This is a genomic window from Janthinobacterium sp. PAMC25594 (assembly GCF_019443505.1).
Lineage (GTDB): Bacteria > Pseudomonadota > Gammaproteobacteria > Burkholderiales > Burkholderiaceae_D > Janthinobacterium.
The window spans coordinates 6,475,021-6,489,536 of sequence record NZ_CP080377.1; the positions used below are offsets into that span (position 1 = coordinate 6,475,021).

Below are 14,516 nucleotides of genomic sequence, written 5' to 3' on the forward strand. Positions count from 1 at the left end.
CATGCCATTTTCCAGGCAAGACTATTTATATGCGTTTCGACTCAATACGTGAATAAAATCGTATTTGTCGTCAATATCTGGCGGGTGCATAGTGGGGTGCCGACAGGCTTGTGCCAGCGCAAAGGATGGCTTGGCCAGCGAAATTTTTCCCTGCGCCAGCGCAAACATGCCGACGCCCTGGCGTGTAAACGGCCGGTGTGCAGTGCGGAAAATACGACAGTTCCCCTTTTTCTTTCTGCCATGCGATGTTGTTGTGTTGCCACATCCTGGGATGGCATCTTGCCTGCCAGCTGCCGGGCGCGGCGCATGCACGGACAATGATGTCGCCCCAAGGTATCTACAGGCAAGATCTCGCGTAGAATATAATTTATTGCAAATTAGAAACTTATATTTCTGCCATGTTAATGCTATCCGCAAGTGCGCCGCCCGCTGACGGCATCCGGCTTTCCGAACTGATCGCCGCCCTGAGCCAGGCCCTGGACATCACGGAGGGGCAGCCAGAAGGCCATTGCATCCGCTGTTGCTGGATCGGCATGCACGTGGGACGCGAACTGGGCATGGCGGATGAAGACCTGTGGAATCTGTATTACACGCTGCTGCTCAAGGACCTGGGCTGCAGCAGCAATGCGGCGCGCATCTGCGAGCTCTACCTGACGGACGATCTGTCTTTCAAACAGGGCTTCAAGACGGTGGGCGACAGCCTGCCGCAAGTGCTCAAATTCGTCCTCAAGCACACGGGCCTGAAGGCGGGCCTGGCCGAGCGCTTCCGCGCCGTGATGACGATCTTGCGCGACGGCGCGCACATCGCGCAGGAGCTGATCGCCACGCGCTGCCAGCGCGGCGCCGACATCGCGCGCCTGCTGCGCTTTCCGGAATCCGTGGCACAGGGCATCTACAGCCTCGACGAACACCACAACGGTCAGGGCAAGCCGGACAAACTGGCAGGGCAGGCGATTCCCTTGTTTTCGCGCATTGCCCTGCTGGCACAGGTGATCGACGTGTTTCATACGGCCGATGGCGCGCGCGCCGCCCAGGCCGAGGTGCGCCAGCGCGCGGGCAGCTGGTTTGACCCGCAATTGGTGCAGGCGTTCGAGCGGATTGCGCAGTCGGCCGCCTTCTGGTCCATGTTGCGGTCGCAGGACCTGACGGCTGCCGTGGCGGCGCTGGAGCCGGCCAACCGTGCTGTGCCGGTGGATGAGGACTATCTCGACGACATCGCTGCCGCGTTCGGTCAGGTGGTCGATTCGAAAAGCCCGTACACGAGCGGGCACAGCGCCCGGGTAGCCTTGTATGCGGACATGATCGCCGAAACCTTGGGCGTGACGCCGGAGCGGCGTCGCTGGCTCAAGCGGGGTGCCTTGCTGCATGACGTCGGGAAACTTGGCGTCAGCAATAGCGTGCTGGACAAGGCCGGCAAACTTGACGCGGATGAGTGGCTGGCCGTGCGGCAGCACGCACACTATACGGAAACGATTCTGTCACGCATTGATGCGTTTGCCGAACTGGCTGTCGTGGCCGCTGCGCACCATGAGCGGCTCGATGGCAAGGGCTATCCGCGTGGTTTGACGGCCGACGACATCAGCCTGGAAACGCGCATCATCACCACGGCCGATATTTTCGACGCCATCACGGCCGACCGGCCATATCGGGGGCCAATTCCCATTCCGAAAGCGCTCGAAATCATGGCCGAGACCGTGGGCACAGCCATCGACGCGCAGTGTTTTGCCGCCTTGAAAGTGGCGCTGGCCGGCTTGCCCGATCTCGCGCAGCCGGAGAACGAGTGCCTGACGGCGTGATCTGCTTAAAATTCTTCCCAATCGCCGGCCGTCACGGCTTGCGCTTGCGCCGCACGGGGTTTTGCCGGCGCGGCCTGGCGCTTGACGGTGCTGCTGGCCGCCGCCGGTACCAGGCGCAGCGGTTTTGTGCTGGCGCGTGCTGGCGCCGTCGTGCGTGCGGGTGCCGCCACCTGGCTGTCGTGCGTTTTGAAGATGCTCACGGTTTGCACCAGGTGGCTGGCCTGGTCGCGCAGCGATTCGGCCGCCGCCGCCGCTTCTTCCACCAGCGACGCATTTTGTTGCGTGACGCTGTCCATCTGCGTCACCGCCTGATTGATCTGCTCGATACCGGCGGACTGCTCCTGGCTGGCCATCGTGATCTCGGCGATGATATGGCTGACGCGGGCGACACTGGCGACTACCTCGGACATCGTCGTGCCCGCCTGCGCCGCCAGCTTGGCGCCCGCTTCGACGCGGCTGACGGAATCGTCGATCAGCGTCTTGATTTCCTTGGCCGCGCTGGCGCTGCGCTGGGCCAGGCCACGCACCTCGGTCGCCACGACGGCGAAACCACGGCCCTGTTCACCGGCCCGCGCCGCTTCCACGGCGGCATTCAGGGCCAGGATATTGGTCTGGAAGGCGATGCCGTCGATGACGCTGATGATGTCGACAATCTTGCGCGACGATTCGCTGATCAGGTCCATGGTACCCATCACTTGCCCCACCACGGCGCCGCCCTTGCTGGCGACGTCCGATGCGGTCGTGGCCAGCACATTGGCTTCGCGGGCATTGTCCGCATTCTTGCGTACGGTGCTGGTGAGCTCTTCCATTGAGGAAGCGGTTTCTTCCAGTGAACTCGCTTGTTGTTCCGTGCGTGTGGAAAGATCGTTATTACCGGTGGAAATCTCCGCGGCGGCAAGGGACACCGTGTCGGAATCCTGGCGGACGGATGAGACTACCGAGGTCAGCGACACTTGCATGCGTTGCAGCGCCGACAGCACGCTGGCCGTATCGTTCGCTGCGACGCTGAGTTTTCCTGTCAGGTCGCCGCCGGCGAGCAGGCTGACGGCGTCGCACAGCTGACGCGGTTCGGCGCCCAGCGCCTTGAGCAAGTGACGCGTGATGAGCCAGCCCGCCAGGGCCGCCAGCACGATGGACAGCAAGCTGGTGCCGATGAGGATATTCCGGTTGCTGACATAGCGTTCGTTATCTTCCTGCAGGATGAGGGCGGAACGCTGGTCCGTCAGCGCGAAATATTCATCGCTGGCGGCAACGAGGGCGGCCAGCAGCGGGCGGCACTCCTCGTTCATCTTGACGATGGCTTGCTCGTTTTTCTTTTGCAGGGCCAGGTCGACGATGGACAGCGCCACGGGAGCATAGCGTTTTTCGATGCTGTCGATCTTGTTGATGATGACGCGCACCTCGTCCGATACACCGGGCTTCTGTGCCAGCTCCAGCAGGCGCTGCATGTTCTTGACGACATCGGCCTGCGCCTGCAACACGTGTTGGCGTTCGATTTCCATGTCTTCCGGCTTGGTGACGAGCACCAGGTTCCTGGCCGCCACGGCACGCATGTCGATCGCGTCACGCACGCGGTGCGCCGTATTGGCGCGCGCCATGATGCCGTTGACATACTGCTCAAAGCCGGCGTTGAAGTTGGACAGACTCCGCACGGACAGTACCGAGATGCCGATGAGGAAAAAGACCAGCAGGCCGAATGCCAGGGTCAGTTGGGCGCGAACAGTTAAGTTATTCATGATGCCTCTCCCAGAATACGTGATAAAGATTAGAAAGGGTGCTTGCGTGGGGCCAGGATGTTGCCTGGCAACGGGCCATGCCCTACGCAGTGCTTCTCTATCCAGAACACGGATTCGTGGTGTGAGGATCGTGCCATGTAAAAACCGATTTCAATAATAAAATTCGGTATTCGTTTTATTTGTTAAAATCATTGTGGCACACAAATTTTCGTAAATCAATCAGATTTTGCGTGCCCAAAAACAACTATTTAGCACGGATGGCCAGTTCCGGAGGGACTGGCCGGCGAGACGGTCAAGCGGCCAAGGGCTTGAAGGTTGTTGGCCCTGGCGGTCCATGATCAGATGGGGAACGCGCCCGCGCCCGACACATTCAGGCAGGCGACCTTGTCGCTGGCAAAGTACTTGATTTGCCCCAGGCCGATGGCGTAGCAGCCGTCGCTGAGCGGGGAAATGGGACCGGTGAGTTTTTCACCGCTGATCAAGGTCACCACCCAGGGCGTGGTGGCCGGTTTGCCCGCGTGGGCCAGTGCGTGTTGTACCAGGTCTGACATGCTGCCTCCGATGGAAATCAAAACCCGATGATAGCAGTGTCGCCCAGCCGCTGTTTGCCGATACGACGGCCGGAGTGTTACGCGTCGGCCAGCAGATTCTTGGGCAGCGCCACCGATACCAGTTTCCAGCGCCACAGGCCGTCGCGCGTCAGGGTCAGCTCGCCGATATGGCTTTTGCTATGGGCGCGCTGCACCACGACCTTGTCCCACGAGGTGTAGCGCAGCTTGTAGTCGGGCTTGGCATTGCGCTTGCGGCCGCTGATGTCGCTGACCTTGGCGATCGGCTTTTCGTAGCGGTCATTGAGCTTCATCAAGGCGACGATGCCTTCAGGCATCAGCATGGTATCGAGCAAGGGGTCGATGACGTCGGCGCTGATGTCGTCGGCCACTTCCGGCGCCGAGAACAGGGCATGCAGTTGCTGCCCCAGGCTGCCGCGCAGCCGCGCCAGGTCGATTTGCGCAGCCAGGGCCTGAGTATCCTCATCCATTGTTGCCGTACGGATCTTGTTCATGGTGAAATATGGGCTGCCATAGAAGGCGCCGGCCAGCGCGACCAGTGCCACTAGAGCGAGAAGCAACATTCTTTTCATCGTGCAATCTCTCGGATGCCTGGCGACCCGGTGCGCCTGAAGTGTTAGCATTCTACATAATATTTCCGAAAATCAATATGGCGGTTTAGGTAAGTGTTGTTTTAGATCAAGTTTCGTCAGAGTAATTCTGGCGGCAAGGTAATGTCCGTCAGTTTCCAGTCCCAGATGCCATGCCGGCGCATCAAAAACTGGCTGGCGGCGGGGCCGGCGCCACTGCGCCGCAGCACCACTTCGTTCCACGATCGGTACGCCATGCCGAAGTCGTGGCGCTTGCCATCCGCCCCTTGCTTGCCGTGCAGGATCAACACCGTGATGCCGGGCGGCGAGACGATGGTGTCGAGCATTTCCTTGAAATCGTCTTCGCCGGCCGTTTCGCCGGCCGCCCGCAGCTGGCGCGCCACGCTGGCGCGCACGGCGGGCAGGTCGGCCTGCTGCGCCAGGTTTTCCAGGCGCACGGATTTTGCCGCGATGCTGATGCGGTACATGGCGATATAGGGGCTGACCCAGGTGAAGCCGATGGCGGCAACGCTAAAAATGATCGCGGTGGCGTACTTTCTTTTCATGGTCCGTGTTTTTGTATGAGCTGTGCCGCCGTGATTTTACCCGGCCAGGGGCAATGGATGGTGTAGCATTCGTGCCGGCGCGGACCATCGCGCCGCAATATTGAGGACAACCATGAATATCATTATCAATCAGGTGCTGCAGTCGTATATCGACCCGCTCACCGCCAGTGAGTACGCGGCGCTCGAGCGCAGCCTGCTGGCCGAAGGCTGCCGCGATGCGCTGGTGCTGTGGAACGACGTGCTGATCGACGGGCATAACCGCTACGCCATCTGCCGCCAGCACGGCATCGAATTCAAGACCATCCAGAACACCAGCTTTACGTCGCTCGACGACGTCATGCTGTGGATGATCGACAATCACCTGGCGCGCCGCAGCGTGTCGGACTTCCAGCGCGGCGTGCTGGCCTTGCGCAAGAAGGAAATCGTCGCCGCGCGCAGCCCGGCGCCCGTCAGTGCGGCTGACGCGCCGGACGGCGAAAACGCGCCGAAGCCCCCCATGAGCACGCGCGAAGAGGTGGCCAAGGCGGCGCGCTTGAGCAGCAACCAGATCAGCCAGATCGAAAAGATCCAGAAAGCCGCTTCTCCGGAACTGGTGGAAGCCGTCCGTTCGGGCACGATCTCGATCAATGCGGCGGCCACCGTGGCGTCCTTGCCGCAGGAAGAGCAGGTGGCGGCTGTCGCCGGCGGCAAGAAATTATTACGCCAGGCGGCCAAGGAAATCCGCGAACAGCGCGCCGCCACGCGCACGCCGCGCGAGCCGAAGGCACCCCACGTGTCGCAGGATACGCCGGAAACGGGCAACGAACCGTGGGCCGAGAACGCTGCCCAGGCGCCGTCCGAAGCGGAGCGCCTGCGCGGCGAGATCGCCAGCCTGAAACAAAAGGTGGCGCAGCTGCAGGCGGAAAATGTGGAACTCAACCAGCGCATTGCCGCCCTGATCGACGCATCCTGACTATTGGAGTAGTTCATGCCAGTTCGCCGTGCCCTGTTCGCCGCCATCGCCTGCGGCGCCGTTGCCGTACCTCCCGTGCTGGCGGCACCCGCCGTTTCCGTCACGGACATGGCGCGCTGGCAGGCGCAGGCCGCCAACGTCAGCATCGCGCGCGACACCTGGGGCATTCCCCACGTGACGGGCAAGAGCGATGCGGATGCCGTCTTTGGCCTGATGTATGCGCAAGCCGAGGATGATTTTCCCCGCGTGGAATTGAACTATATCAATGCCATGGGGCGGCTGGCGGAAGTGGAGGGCGAGCGGGAACTATACCGCGACCTGCGCATGAAGCTTTTCATCGATCCGCAGGAGCTGCAAGCGCAGTATCGCGCCAGCCCGCCGTGGCTGCGCACATTGATGGATGCGTTTGCCGATGGCCTCAATTTTTACCTGGCCACGCACCCGCAGGTAAAACCGCGGCTGATCGCGCATTTCGAGCCGTGGATGGCCCTCAGTTTCAGCGAGGGCAGCATCGGCGGCGATATCGAGTCCGTCAACCTGGCGCAGCTCGAAGCGTTTTACGGCCAGCAGGCCAGGCCGGCCGCCGTGGCGCTGGCCAGCATCGAGACGGGCTTGGACCCCGAACCGAGCGGCTCGAACGGCTTCGCCATCGCGCCCGCCATCACGAAAAATGGCCACGCGCTGCTGATGATCAATCCGCACACCTCGTTCTACTTCCGCCCCGAAGTGCAGATGACCAGCGGCGAAGGCCTGAACGCATACGGCGCCGTCACCTGGGGCCAGTTCTTCGTCTACCAGGGTTTTAACGAGCGCCTGGGCTGGATGCATACCTCGGGTGGCGGCGACGTCATCGACGAATACCTGGAAAGCATCGTCGACCACGATGGCGCATGGTTCTACCGCTATGACGGCGGCCTGCGTCCCCTGAAAGCCGTGCCGATTACCGTGCCGTACAAGCTGGCGAACGGCGCCATGGGCTCGACAACCATCACCGTCTACTACAGCCACCACGGCCCCATCGTGCGCGCGCAGGACGGCAAATGGGTGGCCTTACGGCTGATGCATGAGCCGTTGAAGGCGCTCACGCAATCGTACACGCGCACCAAGGCGCGCGATTACGCGGCGTTTTACAAGACCATGGAACTGCGCACGAATTCGTCGAACAACACGGTATATGCGGATGCGGACGGCAATATCGCCTACTTCCACGGCAATTTCATCCCCGTGCGCGATCCGCGCTTCAACTGGAAGCAGCCTGTCGACGGCAGCGACCCGGCCACGGAATGGAAAGGGCTGCATACGGTGGCGCAAACCATCACCCTGTTCAATCCGAAGAATGGCTGGATACAGAACACGAATAACTGGCCGTATTCGGCGGCCGGTGCCAACAGCCCGCGCCAGCAGGACTATCCCGCGTACATGTCCGTGTATGGTGAAAACGCGCGCGGCCTGCACGCTGTCAAGGTCTTCCAGAACAGGACGGGTTTTACCCTGGACAGCCTGATCGCCGCGTCCTACGACAGCGAACTGACGGCCTTCGAAACCTTGCTGCCGCCGCTGTTCGCGGCCTACGATGCGCTGCCGGCGGGCGACGCGCAACAGCTGGCGCTGGCCGATAAAATCGCCTTGCTGCGGGCGTGGGACTGGCGCTATGCGCTGACGTCGACGGCCACTTCGCTGGCCGTGTTCTGGGGCCAGGAATTAGCCGAGCTGACGGGCAAGCAGGCGAGGGAGCAGGGCGTGCCCGTGGTCGATTTTCTGGCGACGGACAAGGTCACGGCGGCGCAGCGGCTGGCCGCGCTGGCGACGGCGGCGGATAAATTGCAGCGCGATTTCGGCCACTGGCAAACGCCGTGGGGCGAGATCAACCGCTTCCAGCGCCTGACGGGCGACGTGGTGCAACCGTTTGACGATGCGCAAGCCAGCTTGCCCGTGCCTTACGCGTCGGGCAACTGGGGCGCGCTGGCCGCGTATGGCCAGAGCGGCAAGAGTATTACGCGACGGATCTATGGCGAGCGCGGCAACAGCTTCGTGGCGGCCGTGGAATTCGGCCCCCGCATCAGGGCGAAAAGCATCCTCGCCGGTGGTCAGAGCGGCGACCCGAAGTCGCCGCACTTCCAGGACCAGGCGGCCATGTATGCGCGCGGCGAATTCAAGGACGTGCTGTTTTATCCCGAGCAGGTGGAACGGCACCTGGAGCGCAGGTACCGGCCGGGGGAGTGAGCGTAATCCGACAAATCACCACCTCAAATCGCATCAAGCGCCGTGCGCAAGTCATGGCGCAGGTCTTCGATGTCTTCGATCCCCACCGACAGGCGGATCAAGCCGTCGCCGATGCCCAGCCTGGCCCGCTGTTCGGGCGGGATGCTGGCATGCGTCATCAGGGCCGGGTGCTCGATCAGGCTTTCCACGCCGCCCAGGCTTTCGGCCAAAGCAAATACTTCGCAGCGCTCCAGGAAGCGGCGCGCGCCCGCCAGGTCCGTATCGAGGTCGATCGAGATGATGCCGCCGAAACCGTCCATCTGGCGCTGCGCCAGCGCGTGCTGCGGGTGCGATGCGAGGCCCGGATAAAACACGTGTTTGACTTCTTTCTGCTGTTCCAGCCACTGCGCCAGCGCCAGCGCGCTTTCGCAATGGCGCTGCATGCGGATCGCCAGCGTCTTGATGCCACGCAGGGCCAGGAAGCTGTCGAACGGGCCCGCAATCGCGCCCACCGAGTTTTGCAAAAAGCCCAGCTGCTCGCGCCATTCGGCCTGGCGTTCTTCCGCGCCGACGATGGCGATGCCGCCGATGATGTCCGAGTGGCCGTTCAAATACTTGGTGGTCGAATGGACGACGATGTCGAAACCGTGTTCCAGAGGACGCTGCACCAGTGGGCTGGCAAACGTGTTGTCGGCCACGGCGATGATGCCCCGTGCGCGGCAGATGTCGGCAATCGCGCGCAAATCGGCCAATTTGAGCATGGGGTTGGTGGGCGTCTCGACCCACACCATCTTCGTTTCCGGGCGCAGCGCGGCCAGCAGATTCTCGGGATTGGTCAAATCCACATACGTGAATTCGTGGCCGGCCGAGCGTCGGCGCACGCGCTCGAATAAACGGTAGGTACCGCCGTACATGTCGTCGCCGGCGACGATGTGGCTGCCCGCGTCCAGCAGTTCCAGCACGGACGAGATGGCGGCCAGGCCCGAGGCGAACGCGAACGCCGCGCTGCCGCCTTCCAGGTCGGCCACGCAGCGTTCGAGCGCCCAGCGCGTGGGATTGTGCGAGCGGCCGTAATCGAGTCCCTTGTGCACGCCGGGGCTTTCCTGCACAAAGGTCGAGGTGGCGTAAATGGGCGGCATGATGGCACCCGTCGACGGGTCGGGCGACTGGCCGGCGTGGATGACTCTCGTGGCGAGGTGGCTCTTGCGGGTGGTTTCCTGGCTCAAGATAGTGTCCTGCGTAAGTGATTGAGAAGGTCGAAGCGGGTGATCAGGCCATAAAAGGCGGTATCGTCGGCGACGACGGCCGTCAAGCCCCGGTCCAGCGTGGCGCGCAGGGCGGGTAAACCGCTCGATGGCGCCAGCGTTTCGATCTGCGTCGTCATGGTGGCGCCCACCAGACCCCCGAAATGCGCGGTGTCGCCGGAGACGTGCAGCAGCAAGTCCGATTCATCGAGGATGCCCACCAGCTGGCCGCCGTCGATGACGGGTAGCTGCGCCAGGTCGCTGGCGCGCATGCGGTTGAAGGCGGTCAGCAGGGTGTCGCCCGGCGCCACGCTGACGACGTCGCCCTCGTCGTAGCGGCGCCCGATCAGGTCGCGCAAGTCGCCCGAGAGCGCACGCTGCAACAGACCCTGGTCGCGCATCCAGCCGTCGTTGTAGACTTTGGATAAATAGCGCGTCCCCGTGTCGCACACAAACGTGACGACGCGCTTCGGCGTCGTCTGTTCGCGGCAGTATTTGAGAGCGGCGGCCAGCAGGGTGCCGGTGGACGAACCGCCGAGAATGCCTTCGGCGCGCAAGAGGGCGCGCGCGGAATCAAAACTTTCCTGGTCCGTGATGGTGTAGGCTTTGGTGACGCTGTCCATGTCGGCGATAGCCGGAATAAAATCTTCGCCGATGCCTTCCACGGCCCACGAGCCGCTCGTGTCCGACACTTTGCCCGTGTCGATGTATTCCGTGAGGATGGAGCCTTGCGGGTCGGCCAGCACGAATTCGAGCTTGGGCTGCGTCTTGCGGAAGTAGCGCGTCAGGCCCGTCAGGGTGCCGGACGAACCGACGCCGACGACGATGGCGTCCACGTCATGCCCGCTTTGCTCCCAGATTTCGGGGGCCGTCGTCGTTTCGTGGGCCAGCGGATTGGCGGGATTGTTGAACTGGTCGGCAAAGAAGGCGCTCGGCAGTTCGCGCGCCAGGCGCGCCGCGTAATCCTGGTAGTACTCGGGATGGCCCTTGCCCACGTCCGAGCGCGTGGTGTGCACTTCCGCGCCCAGCGCCTTCAGGTGCAGCACTTTTTCCGTCGACATCTTGTCGGGCACCACGAGAATCACGCGGTAGCCCTTGATGCGGCCCACCAGGGCCAGGCCGATGCCGGTATTGCCTGCCGTGGCCTCGACGATGGTGCCGCCCGGCTGCAGGCGGCCGTCGGCTTCGGCCGCTTCGATGATGGACAGGCCGATGCGGTCCTTGATGGAACCGCCGGGATTTTGCGATTCCAGTTTCAGGAACAGCTGGCACAGGCCCGTGTCGAGCCTGGTCACTTCGACCAGCGGGGTATTGCCGATCAGCTTGTATAGCGCTGGCGGCTGGGATGGGGATGGCATTCGATCATTCATGGTGGCTCCTGTCAGAGAAACAGCCGCCCAGGATTGTGTCCCGAGCAGCCTTCCGTGCCGCGCAGTGTAGGCGGGTGGACGAGTGCGGCGAACGAATGTTTATATGCTTGCATATGCGCGCTGCGCATATCGGCGGCAAGGTACGCGATGCGAGTATGCGCCGTTTTTCGCCCGCTTGCCGCGCCAAAGGCAGGACTATTAAGCTGCCGCAAGTCCTCCATTGCGATTTATAATCACGCCTCGAAAAGGTGCTGAACAGTATCCAGAATAATCAGACAGACAGACAGGGCAGGCGGCAGTGGCAAAACTTTATTTCCGGTATTCCGCGATGAACGCGGGCAAGTCGACGGCCTTGTTGCAAGTCGCGCACAACTATGAAGAGCAGGGCCAGCAGGTGCGCCTGTACACGGCCGCCATCGACAGCCGCTACGGCGTGGGCCGCGTCACCTCGCGCCTGGGGCCGCAGCGCCAGGTCGATATCTTCCATGCCGACACGAATTTCCTCGACGATATTCCCCAGGTCGCCTGTTTGCTGGTCGATGAGGCGCAATTTCTCAGCACGGCCCAGGTGCAACAATTGCACCAGCTGGCGCAAGTGAAGGGCGTACCCGTCATCTGCTATGGCTTGCGCACGGATTTCAAGGGCGAACCATTCCCCGGCTCGGCCTATCTGCTGGCGCTGGCCGACGATATCGAGGAATTGAAGAATATCTGTACTTGCGGCAAGAAGGCCACGATGAATATCCGCGTGGATGAGCAGGGCCACCGCATCAAGGAAGGCGAGCAGATCAGTATTGGCGGCAACGAGAGTTACCGCCAGGCGTGCGGGCGCTGTTTCTACTCGTAAGCTTATTCGTTATTCGTTATTCGGCGACGGGCATTCCCACGTCCGCATCATCCGACAGCGCCAGGTCGCCCCGCTCGAAGGCGGCCAGGATTTCATTGGTGCGCGCCACGTCGTGTTCGCGCACCATGACGCGGGCGCCGCCGATGGCGGCCGCCAGCAGCATGTCGGCCTGCATGTGCTGGTCGTCCGTCAGCAGCACGTCGATGCCGGCGGCGGCCAGGCAGCCGCGGATGACGTGCGCATCCGTGGGGATCATCAGCCGGGCTATTAAAACGTAGTCGTCGTGCATCGTGTCTCCTGGCAAGGTGGGTTCGTCCTCATCTTAGCACCAGGCATGACCTTACAGCTTGAACACGCCCACCACCTGGTTCAGCTCATGCGCCTGTTCCTGCAGGGCGTCGGCGGCCGCGGCCGCTTCTTCCACCAGGGCCGCGTTCTGCTGGGTCACCTGGTCCATCTGGGCGATGGCCTGGTTGACTTGCTCGATGCCGCTGCGCTGCTCGTCGCTGGCCTGCGCGATCTCGGCCATGATGGTGCTCACTTGCCGCACGCTGGCCACCACGGTGTCCATGGTGGCGCTAGCCTGGCTCACTTGCGCGTGGCCCAGATCCACCGTGCCGGCGGACGCCTGGATCAGATCCTTGATGTCTTTCGCGGCGGCCGTCGAGCGCTGCGCCAGGGTGCGCACCTCGGTGGCGACGACGGCGAAGCCGCGTCCCTGCTCGCCGGCCCGGGCCGCTTCCACGGCCGCGTTCAAGGCCAGGATATTCGTCTGGAAAGCGATGCCGTCAATGACGCCGATGATGTCGGCGATCTTGCTAGATGAGCTGCGGATGGCGTCCATGGTGCTGGCCACTTGCGCCACGGCCGCGCCGCCTTCGGCTGCCAGGGTCGACGAGTCGCGCGCCAGCCGGCTTGCCTGCTGCGCGTGATCGACGTTCTGGCGCACGGTGGAACTCAGTTCTTCCATCGAGGCGGCCGTTTCTTCCAGCGAACTGGCTTGTTGTTCCGTGCGGCTCGACAAATCCAGGTTGCCGCTGGCGATTTCACCGGACGCCGTGGCGATCTGCCCGGCGCTGCCGCGCACATTGCCGACCACCTGCGACAGATTGTCGCTGATGCGGTTCATGGCGCGCAGCAGGCGGCCGATTTCGTCCTGGCTGCTCGTGTCGAGGTGCACCGTCAGGTCGCCGGCGGCGATCTGCGCGGCGGCCGTTTCGGCGGCGGCCAGCGGGCGCGAGACGAGGGTGCGCACCAGCCAGTACAGCAGCAGGGCGAAGATGAGCAGGGCGACGAAGCCGGAAATGGCCAGCTGGTTGCGCAGCTGGCGTGCTTCCAGGGTGATCTCGTCCGTGAACGTGCCGCCCGCGATGATCCATTGCCAATCCTTGAATTGACGGTAAAACAGCTGTTTTTCGCGCGCGCTGGCACTCGTTTCGCCCGGCGCCGTCCAGGTGTAGCGCATGGCGCCGTCTTTCTGCGCCAGCATTTCCTGGATGAACAGGCGGCCGTCGCTTGCCTTGAACTCGAGCGCGCTCTTGCCCTCGCTGTTCGGGTGCAGCACCAGGTGGCCGTAATTGGCGCCGGGCGCCGTGTCGACGATATAGATGTAGCCCGTCTGGCCGATCTTGACCTGGCGAATCTTCTCTTTCAGCATGGCCAGATTCTTGCTGATATCGAGGCCGATGAACAGCACGCCCACCACCTTGCCGCCCGCATCGCGCACGGGGTCGTACTGGGTGATGTATTGCTTGCCAAACAAGGTGGCCATGCCGACGAAGCGCTGGCCCGCGCGCAGCGGCGCATAGCTGGGGTGGTTGTGGTCGAGCTGGGTGCCGATGGCGCGTTCGCCATCCTGCTTTTTCAGCGAGGTGCTGATGCGCACGAATTCATCGCCATTGGCGGCAAAGATGGTGGCGATCACGCCCGTTTGCGCCGTGTAGCGGTCGACCACGGCCGTGTCGAGGTTGAGCACCTTGCCGCCGTTGGCCAGCGCTGGCGTGGCCTTGCCGGCCACGGCCACCATGGCGCCCGTGTCGACCGTGAACGGGCCGGGAAATTCGGCCGCGAACAGCCGGGCGAAGCTGGCCGCCTCGTTGACCATGGCCGTATGGAACACTTGCGTGGTCGTCATGACGCTATTGAGTTCGCTGGTGACGGCCGCTTCGGCGCGCTGTTCCAGTACGGTCGAGGTGCGGATGCTGATCAAGGTCGTCAGGCTGGCGAGGATCAGGCTGACCAGGGCAAACGTGAAGACGGTAATCTTGCCGCCGACACTCCAATGGCGGGGAGAGAGGGAAATTGTAGGCATAGTGTGAGTCAGGCAAAGGGTAATCAGCTCGGCCATTCCTGGTCATGACATGACACATGGGGAGGGGATCTGGTGGGGGATGCGCTTGAAGCGGAGGCGTGCCCGCTTGGGAGCTGCGCGCGTGCAAGCAAAATTTCAGGGCGCGATGATAACATGTTGCTTGCTCTTTGTTACTAAGTGTTTCCCGCAGGAATCATTTTTTCGCATAAAAACATCATCCGCATCAAGGATTGCGAAAGCGGCCCATTGACTTTTTTGATTTTAATGGAGCATGTTGATATTCAGCGCTGACGGGCGATGCGATTTTTGTCACGAATGTTTCAGTTTGTAATGAATGAGACGCGGCCTTTAATC

The 14,516-nt window shown here is 62.4% G+C and carries 12 protein-coding genes; 4 read left to right on the forward strand and 8 right to left on the reverse strand.

Annotated features, from left to right (window positions below):
- The first annotated feature begins 404 nt into the window (after positions 1-404).
- Positions 405-1,796 carry an HD-GYP domain-containing protein gene (locus KY494_RS29200; protein ID WP_219891791.1) on the forward strand — a complete coding sequence of 464 codons (1,392 nt, stop codon included), beginning with the start codon at positions 405-407 and terminating at the stop codon, positions 1,794-1,796.
- A gap of 5 nt (positions 1,797-1,801) precedes the next feature.
- Here the strand turns inward: KY494_RS29200 and KY494_RS29205 are convergent, their stop codons facing one another.
- From KY494_RS29205 to KY494_RS29220, 4 genes are all read right to left on the reverse strand, one after another.
- Positions 1,802-3,532, reverse strand: coding sequence for a methyl-accepting chemotaxis protein (locus KY494_RS29205; protein WP_219889338.1), 1,731 nt, complete (start codon positions 3,530-3,532; stop codon positions 1,802-1,804).
- Positions 3,533-3,870: 338 nt separating this feature from the next.
- The gene (locus KY494_RS29210) at positions 3,871-4,083 is read right to left on the reverse strand and encodes a hypothetical protein (protein WP_146009868.1); all 213 of its coding nucleotides are present in this window, start codon (positions 4,081-4,083) and stop codon (positions 3,871-3,873) included.
- Positions 4,084-4,160: 77 nt separating this feature from the next.
- Positions 4,161-4,664, reverse strand: a complete 504-nt coding sequence (locus KY494_RS29215) for a DUF2939 domain-containing protein (RefSeq protein WP_219889339.1) — start codon at positions 4,662-4,664, stop codon at positions 4,161-4,163.
- 125 nt (positions 4,665-4,789) lie between these two features.
- The gene (locus KY494_RS29220) at positions 4,790-5,236 is read right to left on the reverse strand and encodes a DUF2939 domain-containing protein (RefSeq protein WP_219889340.1); all 447 of its coding nucleotides are present in this window, start codon (positions 5,234-5,236) and stop codon (positions 4,790-4,792) included.
- A gap of 112 nt (positions 5,237-5,348) precedes the next feature.
- Between KY494_RS29220 and KY494_RS29225 the strand changes: the two genes are divergently transcribed.
- Both KY494_RS29225 and KY494_RS29230 read left to right on the forward strand, forming a co-directional pair.
- Entirely contained in the window at positions 5,349-6,188 is an 840-nt protein-coding gene (locus KY494_RS29225) for a hypothetical protein (protein WP_219889341.1), read from the forward strand.
- A 15-nt stretch (positions 6,189-6,203) separates the two neighbouring features.
- On the forward strand, positions 6,204-8,411 hold the full coding sequence (locus KY494_RS29230) for a penicillin acylase family protein (protein ID WP_219889342.1): 2,208 nt from the start codon (positions 6,204-6,206) through the stop codon (positions 8,409-8,411).
- Between the two features lie 23 nt (positions 8,412-8,434).
- Here KY494_RS29230 and KY494_RS29235 read toward each other — a convergent pair whose 3' ends face one another.
- Complete coding sequence (locus KY494_RS29235; RefSeq protein ID WP_219136569.1) at positions 8,435-9,616, reverse strand: PLP-dependent aspartate aminotransferase family protein; 1,182 nt, start codon at positions 9,614-9,616, stop codon at positions 8,435-8,437.
- Entirely contained in the window at positions 9,613-11,004 is a 1,392-nt protein-coding gene (locus tag KY494_RS29240) for a pyridoxal-phosphate dependent enzyme (RefSeq protein WP_375143442.1), read from the reverse strand. Before KY494_RS29240 ends, KY494_RS29235 begins: the two co-directional genes overlap by 4 nt.
- A gap of 328 nt (positions 11,005-11,332) precedes the next feature.
- Here KY494_RS29240 and KY494_RS29245 point away from each other — a divergent pair, with 328 nt between their 5' ends.
- Complete coding sequence (locus KY494_RS29245; protein ID WP_096238536.1) at positions 11,333-11,851, forward strand: thymidine kinase; 519 nt, start codon at positions 11,333-11,335, stop codon at positions 11,849-11,851.
- Between the two features lie 16 nt (positions 11,852-11,867).
- Here the strand turns inward: KY494_RS29245 and KY494_RS29250 are convergent, their stop codons facing one another.
- Both KY494_RS29250 and KY494_RS29255 read right to left on the reverse strand, forming a co-directional pair.
- On the reverse strand, positions 11,868-12,140 hold the full coding sequence (locus tag KY494_RS29250) for a putative signal transducing protein (protein WP_219889343.1): 273 nt from the start codon (positions 12,138-12,140) through the stop codon (positions 11,868-11,870).
- A 51-nt stretch (positions 12,141-12,191) separates the two neighbouring features.
- A complete protein-coding gene (locus tag KY494_RS29255; protein ID WP_219889344.1) occupies positions 12,192-14,162 on the reverse strand; it encodes a methyl-accepting chemotaxis protein in 1,971 nt (656 codons plus the stop codon).
- Between the last annotated feature and the right edge of the window lie 354 nt (positions 14,163-14,516).

Coding starts and splice junctions, on each gene's coding strand:
- KY494_RS29200 (WP_219891791.1), top strand. CDS start 405: ATGCTATCCGCAAGTGCGCCGCCCGCTGACGGCATCCGGCTTTCCGAA.
- KY494_RS29215 (WP_219889339.1), bottom strand. CDS start 4,664: ATGTTGCTTCTCGCTCTAGTGGCACTGGTCGCGCTGGCCGGCGCCTTC.
- KY494_RS29220 (WP_219889340.1), bottom strand. CDS start 5,236: ATGAAAAGAAAGTACGCCACCGCGATCATTTTTAGCGTTGCCGCCATC.
- KY494_RS29210 (WP_146009868.1), bottom strand. CDS start 4,083: ATGTCAGACCTGGTACAACACGCACTGGCCCACGCGGGCAAACCGGCC.
- KY494_RS29255 (WP_219889344.1), bottom strand. CDS start 14,162: ATGCCTACAATTTCCCTCTCTCCCCGCCATTGGAGTGTCGGCGGCAAG.
- KY494_RS29250 (WP_219889343.1), bottom strand. CDS start 12,140: ATGCACGACGACTACGTTTTAATAGCCCGGCTGATGATCCCCACGGAT.
- KY494_RS29205 (WP_219889338.1), bottom strand. CDS start 3,532: ATGAATAACTTAACTGTTCGCGCCCAACTGACCCTGGCATTCGGCCTG.
- KY494_RS29245 (WP_096238536.1), top strand. CDS start 11,333: ATGAACGCGGGCAAGTCGACGGCCTTGTTGCAAGTCGCGCACAACTAT.
- KY494_RS29240 (WP_375143442.1), bottom strand. CDS start 11,004: ATGAATGATCGAATGCCATCCCCATCCCAGCCGCCAGCGCTATACAAG.
- KY494_RS29230 (WP_219889342.1), top strand. CDS start 6,204: ATGCCAGTTCGCCGTGCCCTGTTCGCCGCCATCGCCTGCGGCGCCGTT.
- KY494_RS29225 (WP_219889341.1), top strand. CDS start 5,349: ATGAATATCATTATCAATCAGGTGCTGCAGTCGTATATCGACCCGCTC.